The organism is Cyanobium sp. LEGE 06143 (genome assembly GCF_015207535.1).
Lineage (GTDB): Bacteria > Cyanobacteriota > Cyanobacteriia > PCC-6307 > Cyanobiaceae > NIES-981.
The window spans coordinates 1-7,398 of record NZ_JADEWP010000126.1; the positions used below are offsets into that span (position 1 = coordinate 1).

Consider the following 7,398-nt stretch of genomic DNA (forward strand, 5'->3'; position numbering starts at 1 on the left):
GTACTCCCCGCTTCCCCGCCCCGGACCGTCCTGATCCGGAGGCGCGGCTCCTGGCTGCCGTGGCTGAGCGCGATGGCCCCCTGGCCCGCCGCCTGGGTGAGCGGTTCGTGCACCGCCGCGGCGTGGTCGCCCTTGAGAGCCTGCTGCAGCGCAAGCTGGAACCCATCCAAGGCGCCGAGGCCTGCAACTGGCTTGCCGCCCTGGTGGGAGTGGAACCACAGGTGAGGCCGGCGGCCGAGGATGGGGCCCAGGCTCCTCTTGTGGCGGTCGCCGCCGCAGAGCCACGGGCCAAGGACGTGATCGACGAGGCTCCCGTGGCTGATCCCTGGGCACCGGTTGCGTCCGGCCTGGAGGGAATGGGCGGTTTCAGTGCCGCTCTTAGCTCTGCCGCAACTCTGGACTCCGCGGGCGCAGAGTCCGGGGCGGCTCTGATCGCGTCCTGGCTGGAGGATCTGGAACAAGAGCAGGCAGAGCTGGGCCAGCTTGCTGAGGCCTGGAAGCCCGCTGCTGAGCAGCTCGCTGATGCTGAGCCCGAGGTGGCTGATCCCCGGCCGGGCGAGCCGAAGCTGGCTGCCCTCCAGGCTTCCGACCTGATGGTGTTCGCAGGGGGCGGATCTGCAGCTTCGTCCCCGGCCCATGCAGCCCCGCTGCCGGCGCAGCAGGTCGATCGTGACCCCCTGCTGCGCCGCCTCCAGCTGGTGGCTACCCCCAACGGCCAGGCCCCTGGAACCGTAGGGCCCGCGCCGGTGCCGGCCTCGCTGGCACGCCTGCGCTCGTGGCTCCATGACGATCAGCTGCCGGAGGCGAGCTGAGCATGGCCAAGGCGCCATGGCCCCGGGGGCTGATCGTGTCGGTGCAGGCCCCGGAGGGATCACCCATGCGTCACCCCGAGGTGATCGCGGCCATGGCGGAGGCCAGCCTCAACCAGGGCGCCAGCGGGGTGCGGCTGGAGAGTCCCGAACACATCGGTGCGGTGCGTCGGCGCTGCCCGGAGGCCCTGATCGTGGGGCTCTGGAAGCGCACCTACCCCGGCAGTGCGGTGTATATCACCCCCACCTGGATCGACATCCAGGCCGTGTGGGCGGCTGGGGCCGATGTGGTGGCCATCGATGCCACGAGCCGACCGCGGCCCTGCGGCGAAGATCTGGCGGAGCTGATCCGCCGGGCCGCTCAGGAGCTGGGGGCACCCCTGATGGCCGATGTGGATTCCCTGGCCCACGGCCTGCGGGCCGCCGAGCTGGGTTGCGGCTGGGTGGGGACCACCCTGTTCGGCTACACCGACGACACCGCCAGCTGCCCCCCTCCGGCCATGGACCTGCTGGCGCCCTTGCGGGCCTCTCTCCCCAAGGAGGTGGCCCTCATCTGTGAGGGAGGGATTCACTCGGCAGCCCAGGCCCGCGCGGCGCTGGCGCACGGGGCCGATGCGGTGGTGGTGGGCACGGCGATCACCGGGATCGATCTGCAGGTGGCGGCCTACCTGAGGGCGCTCGCCCAGCCCTGAGGGGGGGCGGGAAGCGCAGCCCGGCTCACATCATGCCGGGCATCCCCATACCGCCCATGCCGCCCATACCACCCATTCCGCCCATACCACCCATCCCTCCCATGTCGTCGCCGGGGCCTGCGGCCGCGGGCGGTTCGGGCTTGTCGGCGATCACGGCTTCGGTGGTGATCAACAGGGCCGCGATCGACACAGCGTCCTGGAGCGCCAGCCTGGTGACCTTGGCGGCATCGAGAATGCCGGCGGCCAGCAGGTCTTCGTATTCACCGCTGAAGGCGTTGTAGCCCTTGCCGCCGCGCAGGATCTCGGCGCTCACCACGGAGCCGTCGATGCCCGCGTTCACGGCGATCTGGCGCACCGGCTCAGCCAGGGCCCGCTTGACGATCTCCACGCCGGTGCGCTCATCGCCCTGGCAGTGGGCAGCCAGCTCGGAGAGGGTTTCCGCCAGTTCCAGCAGGGTGGTGCCGCCACCGGCCACGATGCCCTCTTCGACGGCGGCTCGGGTGGCGTTGAGGGCGTCCTCGATGCGCAGCTTGCGGTTGCGCAGCTCGGTTTCGGTGGGGGCCCCCACTTTGATCACGGCCACGCCACCGGCCAGCTTGGCGATCCGCTCCTGCAGCTTCTCGCGGTCGTAGTCGGAGTCGGTGGCGGCCAGCTGGCGGCGGATCGAGGCGATGCGCTCAGTCACAGCGGCCTGATGTTCCTCGCTGGCCACGATCGTGGTGCTGTCCTTGGTGATCGTGATGCGCCGGGCCTGGCCCAGGTCGGCCAGGGTGGCCTTCTCCAGGGTCATGGCCTGGTCTTCGCTCACCACCGTGGCGCCGGTGAGGGTGGCGATGTCCTGCAGGTAGGCCTTGCGGCGATCCCCGAAGGAGGGGGCGCGCACGGCGGCCACCTGGAGCACGCCACGGTTCTTGTTCACCACCAGGGTGGCCAGGGCTTCACCCTCCACCTCCTCGGCCAGGATCAGCAGCGGGCGGCCGCTCTTGGACACGGCTTCCAGCACCGGCACCAGATCGGCGATGCTGCTGATCTTGCGATCGGTGATCAGGATCAGAGCAGCGTCGAACACGCACTCCCGGCGCTCCGGATCGGTCACGAAATAGGGGGAGCTGTAGCCGCGGTCGAAGGCCATGCCTTCAGTGATCTCGAGCTCGGTGGCCAGGGAGTTGGACTCCTCCACCGTGATCACGCCATCGACGCTCACCTTCTCCATCGCCTGGGCGATCATGGCGCCGATCTCGTCGTCGTTGCCGGCGCTGACGCTGGCCACCTGGCGGATCGCGTCGCCCTCCACGGGCACGGCCCGGGCGGCGATGCCCTCCACCACCAGGGCGGCAGCCCGCTCCATGCCGCGGCGCAGGTTCACGGGGCTGGCGCCGGCGGCCACGTTGCGCATGCCCTCCCGCACCAGGGCCTGGGCCAGCACGGTGGCGGTGGTGGTGCCGTCACCGGCCTCGTCCTTGGTCTTGCTCGCCACCTGCTGCATCAGCTTGGCGCCGAGATTTTCGAAGGGATCCTCCAGTTCGATTTCCTTGGCGATCGTCACGCCGTCGTTGACGATGTCGGGGGCGCCGAACTTCTTCTCGAGCACCACATTGCGTCCCTTCGGACCGATGGTCACCCGAACGGCATCGGCGAGGGCGTTGACACCCCGCTCCAGAGCGGCGCGGGAGGCGTCGGAAAAGCTGACCAGCTTGGTCATCGGCTCACAGGAGGTCCAATGCTTCAGGTTCCCACGCGGCCTGGGGCCTGGTCCGGTAGGGAAAGCCGAAAAGACTGTCGGGCTGTCCTGACGGACCGATAAGGTCTGGTGAGGGGGCCTGGAGCCGCACAGAGGTCTTGGACGAGTTGCTTCAGAGCGCCCTTGACACGGCTTCAGCCGAAGCCATGCCCCTGAGCACCGCCAGCGGCGCCAACGCCATGGTGTTCGTGCTGGTCACGGCGCTCGGGCTGCTCATGGCACTGATCTATGTGCCGCTGCGGCTCTACCTCACGCTCACGGCGCGCAGCCGGCGGCTGCGGCTGCTGCAGCGGATCCGCCGGCTGCGGGAGGAGCTGGGCCAACCGATCGGCGGCTGAGCCCGGCGGATGGCGCGGTGGGTTGTGCCGCGGCGCTCAGCGCATCACCATGCCGCCATCCACCTGAAGCACCTGGCCGGTCATGTAGGCGGCGCTGGGATCGGCGGCCAGGAAGCGCACCGCCCCGGCCACTTCGGCGGCGCTGCCCATGCGGCCCAGGGGGATGGCCTTGAGGATCGGCTCCTTGTCGAGGGAGGCGGTCATGTCGCTCTCGATGAAGCCGGGGGCCACCGCATTCACGGTGACGCCCCGGGCGGCGAACTCGGCGGCGTTGCTGCGGGTGAGGCCGATCACCCCGGCCTTGGCGGCGCTGTAGTTGGCCTGGCCGGCATTGCCGCACAGCCCCACCACCGAGGTGATGTTGATGATGCGGCCGCTCCTGGCCTTCAGCATCGGCCGGCTCACGGCCCTGGTGCAGAGGAACACGCCGGTGAGGTTGAGGTCGATGACGCTCTGCCAGTCGGCGGTCTTCATGCGCATCAGCAGCCCGTCGCGGGTGATGCCGGCGTTGTTGACCAGCACGTCGAGGCGGCCCTCGCGCTCCAGCACCGCCTTCACCATCGCCTCCACCTCGGCTTCCTCGGCCACGTTGGCCCGGTGGGCCCAGGCCGTGCCACCGGCGGCCTCGATGGCACCCACGACATCGGCCGCGGCCTGTTCGGAGCTGGCGTAGTTCACCACCACGGTGGCGCCGTTGGCGGCCAGTTCCAGGGCGATCGCCGCGCCGATGCCGCGGCTGGCGCCGGTGACCAGGGCGACCTGACCGGTGAGGGGAGCGGCGACGGCCATCGAGGGGGAGGGGTGAGTGGCGCCGATCGTATGGCGAGGCCCATCACCCGCTGGGCTGGGGGCCGCTCAGGCCAGCCCCAGGGCGCTCAGCACGGCGGCGCTGCCGAGCTGGGACAGCTCGTCTGGATYSCCCAGCGCTTTGACTCCCTCGCGCTGGGGGAGGTCGCCGGCTGCAGCCCCGAGGGCCACCAGCGGCACGCCCAGCAGCAGGGCCAGCTCCACGCTGGCCGGATCGCTGGCCAGCACCACATCGGCGCAGGCCAGCCGTGCGGCCCGCTGGCTCCAGGAACCCTCTCCGGCGCTGGCGCTGCGCAGCCCGGGCAGCTGGGCGGCGATCAGGGCCGGCAGCTCCTGCCAGCATTCGGACGGCCAGTCGCCAGCCCCCCCCGCCGGGGCCTGCAGCAGCAAGGGCCCATCGCCGGCGGGCAGGGCGGCGGCGGCGGTCTGCAGATCGGCCGGCGGGATCGGCAGGCGGAAGGCCTCGGCATCCAGGCTCAGCCCCAGGGGCCGCAGCCAGGCCTCCCAGGACTGGGCGGGCCATCCCCCCTCGGGCGCCTGCACCAGTGCGGTGGCCGAGAAGCCCTGGCTGGCCACCCGGGTGGGGATGTGGCTCATGGACAGCATCAGGTCCATGGCCCGACTGGGAGCGCGGTTGATGCAGAGCTGGAAATCGGGCTCCCGCACCGAGCCCAGCAGGTTGGCCCAGTCGGCGAGGGTGGCGTTGGCGAAGCTGAAGGGCAGGGCACGGCTGACGCCGGGGTGCAGGCGCCAGAGACCAACCGCTTCAGCGGGGCAGACCACCTGCACCACCGCCTTGAGCTGGTCCGCCACGGCGGCCACAGCAGGGAAGGCCTGGAGCTGCCGGCTGCTGTCGCCGGGCAGCAGGAACAGGGCGCGCATCGAGGGGCAGTCACGGCGGACTGATTGTATGGAGCGGTTCCGGACGCGCCTGGCCGCGGGAGACGCCTGTGCATCTGTTGATCGCCGCCGCCGGCAGTGGCCGCCGCATGGGCGCCCCCGGCAACAAGTTGCTGCTGCAGGTGGCCGGGCGGCCGGTGCTGGCCTGGACCCTCGACGCCGCCCTAGCCTGCGCGGCCATCCGCTGGATCGGCATCGTGGGCCAGGCGGTGGATGCCGAAGAGGTGGCGGCGATCATCGAGGCCGCCAGGCCGGATCGCCCGGTGCAGTGGATCCTGGGGGGCAACAGCCGCCAGGAGTCGGTGAGCCGGGGCCTGGAGGCCTTGCCGGCGGAGGCTAGTGGCGTATTGATCCACGATGGCGCCCGCTGCCTGGTGGAGCCGGAGTTGCTGGCGCGCTGCGCCGCGGCGGTGGAGCAGGGCCTGGCGGTGATTGCCGCCTCGCCGGTGACCGACACGATCAAGCAGGTGGACGGCAGTGGCGCCATTTTCGCCACCCCGGAGCGCAGCGGCCTCTGGGCCGCCCAGACGCCCCAGGGGTTTGCCGTGACCGCCCTGCGCCAGGCCCACGCCCGGGCGGCCGCCGAGGGCTGGAGTGTCACCGATGACGCGGCCCTGTTCGAGCGGCTGGGCTGGCCGGTGCAGGTGCTGGAGGCTCCGGCCGCCAACATCAAGCTCACCACGCCGTTTGATCTCACGGTGGCGGCGGCGGTGCTGGCGGCCAGGGCCGGGACTGGCCACGGTCAACCCAGCCGGCCCTAAACGCAGATCTGAGGGTTACTGACAGATCTCCGGGTTGCTGAGCGGGCATTTGGATCGCGCCCCAGCTGAATCGGGCAAGGTGAAGCGTTTCAACCGGGGCAGGGTTTCCAGCACATCCATCTTGTAGACTTCAGACTGGGGAACGCCGAGGTTCTCCATGTAGACACCCATGAGGTTCTTGGCGCCTCGGATCGATAACAGCGGCGAGACATCAACGATAAGGCTTTCGGTTAAGACCAATTTGTGCTGCTTGTTCATGAGGAAGGCTTCCATGCCTTCGCAAACACCTAAAAACCCTTCATTCCTAATACTTTCCATCATCGATGAAACGGTATATTGCTCTTCCTCTGTTATGCCCGGAACTTGATTAAGGCACCACTGAGAAAAGCTGTAGTGGTGTTTCGGGTCCTTGAGGTAATTGGTGGTCACGGGCCGCCTCGGCTCTGAGCCCGCACGGTTGCCGTTCTATAGCGGCTGAGCAGGGGCGGCAGGGGCCAGAGCCGCGCAGAGCGCCAGTGCAGCAGCCCCAGTCCAGAACCAACGCAGGCGCACGGCCATCAGCTGCACAGGGAGAAAGGGCACTCTTCACCCTAAAGACGGCCCTGGTTTCGCTCCAGAGCAGCAAAGGCAGTGGTGCTGCCGGGCCGCAATGCCTTACCCCACCAGCCTCAGCAACCCCGCCTCAGCGTCGAGTCGGGCCCGGGCGCCCAGGGGCAGGGCCCCGTTGCCGGCCTCATGGCCCACCGGCAGACCAGCTAGCACAGGAACGCCCAGATCCCCCGTGCGCTCCCGCAGCACCTGCTCGAGGCTGAAGCGGGCCGGGTTGGCAGCGCTGGGCCCATCGCCAGCGGGGTCGTCGCAGCCGCTGAACTGGCCCAGGCCGATGCCTGCCAACTGACCCAGGGCGCCACTCAGGCGCCAGTGGGTGAGCATCCGATCGATCCGGTAGGGAGCTTCGCCCACGTCTTCGATCACCAGGATGGCGCCGCGCAGGTCGGGCAGGTGGGGAGTACCGAGCAGGTGGGTGGCCACGGTGAGATTCGCCACCAGCAGGGGGCCTTCGGCCACGCCACCCCGCCATGGGGTGCCCGGCAGGTCGGCCACCGGCTCCCCGAACAACAGGGCCCGCAGCCGCTCCTGGCTCCAGGACGGCTCCGCCGCCAGGCTGGTGAGCAGGGGGCCATGCACGCCACCGCCGTGCCCCTGGGCCAGCTGGGCCCAGAGCAGGGCCGTGACATCGCTGAAGCCCAGCAGCCAGCGGGGAGAAAGGCTGGTGAAGGACTGCTCCAGCAGCCGGGCCGCCCCCCAGCCCCCGCGCAGGCAGGCCAGCAGCTCGGCCCCCACGTGTTC

General features: G+C 70.1%; 9 protein-coding genes. 4 read left to right on the forward strand and 5 right to left on the reverse strand.

What is annotated here, in order from left to right; all coding sequences use genetic code 11:
• Positions 1-812 (forward strand): hypothetical protein (locus tag IQ216_RS09545; protein WP_228007349.1); only part of this gene is annotated, 812 nt, incomplete at its 5' end.
• Positions 813-814: 2 nt separating this feature from the next.
• The gene (locus tag IQ216_RS09550) at positions 815-1,501 is read left to right on the forward strand and encodes an N-acetylmannosamine-6-phosphate 2-epimerase (protein WP_193815286.1); all 687 of its coding nucleotides are present in this window, start codon (positions 815-817) and stop codon (positions 1,499-1,501) included.
• Between the two features lie 25 nt (positions 1,502-1,526).
• Here IQ216_RS09550 and groL read toward each other — a convergent pair whose 3' ends face one another.
• Entirely contained in the window at positions 1,527-3,203 is a 1,677-nt protein-coding gene (gene groL / locus IQ216_RS09555; RefSeq protein ID WP_193815287.1) for a chaperonin GroEL, read from the reverse strand.
• Between the two features lie 137 nt (positions 3,204-3,340).
• Here groL and IQ216_RS09560 point away from each other — a divergent pair, with 137 nt between their 5' ends.
• Positions 3,341-3,580, forward strand: coding sequence for a hypothetical protein (locus IQ216_RS09560; RefSeq protein ID WP_193815293.1), 240 nt, complete (start codon positions 3,341-3,343; stop codon positions 3,578-3,580).
• A 36-nt stretch (positions 3,581-3,616) separates the two neighbouring features.
• Here IQ216_RS09560 and fabG read toward each other — a convergent pair whose 3' ends face one another.
• Together fabG and IQ216_RS09570 are read right to left on the reverse strand one after the other, a co-directional pair.
• Positions 3,617-4,369, reverse strand: a complete 753-nt coding sequence (gene fabG / locus IQ216_RS09565) for a 3-oxoacyl-[acyl-carrier-protein] reductase (RefSeq protein ID WP_193815288.1) — start codon at positions 4,367-4,369, stop codon at positions 3,617-3,619.
• Between the two features lie 66 nt (positions 4,370-4,435).
• Positions 4,436-5,269: a glycosyltransferase family 9 protein gene (locus IQ216_RS09570; protein ID WP_193815289.1), complete on the reverse strand. Its 834-nt coding sequence runs from the start codon at positions 5,267-5,269 to the stop codon at positions 4,436-4,438.
• A 68-nt stretch (positions 5,270-5,337) separates the two neighbouring features.
• Between IQ216_RS09570 and ispD the strand changes: the two genes are divergently transcribed.
• A complete protein-coding gene (gene ispD / locus IQ216_RS09575) occupies positions 5,338-6,048 on the forward strand; it encodes a 2-C-methyl-D-erythritol 4-phosphate cytidylyltransferase (protein ID WP_193815290.1) in 711 nt (236 codons plus the stop codon).
• A gap of 15 nt (positions 6,049-6,063) precedes the next feature.
• On the opposite strand, the gene IQ216_RS09580 is transcribed toward ispD, so the two are convergent.
• Positions 6,064-6,477, reverse strand: a complete 414-nt coding sequence (locus tag IQ216_RS09580; RefSeq protein WP_193815291.1) for a hypothetical protein — start codon at positions 6,475-6,477, stop codon at positions 6,064-6,066.
• A gap of 225 nt (positions 6,478-6,702) precedes the next feature.
• Positions 6,703-7,398 (reverse strand): LD-carboxypeptidase (locus IQ216_RS09585; protein ID WP_193815292.1); only part of this gene is annotated, 696 nt, incomplete at its 5' end.

What these genes read in the sequence shown, in the direction of transcription:
- IQ216_RS09550 (WP_193815286.1), top strand. Translation starts at nt 815, where the DNA reads ATGGCCAAGGCGCCATGGCCCCGGGGGCTGATCGTGTCGGTGCAGGCC.
- groL (WP_193815287.1), bottom strand. Translation starts at nt 3,203, where the DNA reads ATGACCAAGCTGGTCAGCTTTTCCGACGCCTCCCGCGCCGCTCTGGAG.
- fabG (WP_193815288.1), bottom strand. Translation starts at nt 4,369, where the DNA reads ATGGCCGTCGCCGCTCCCCTCACCGGTCAGGTCGCCCTGGTCACCGGC.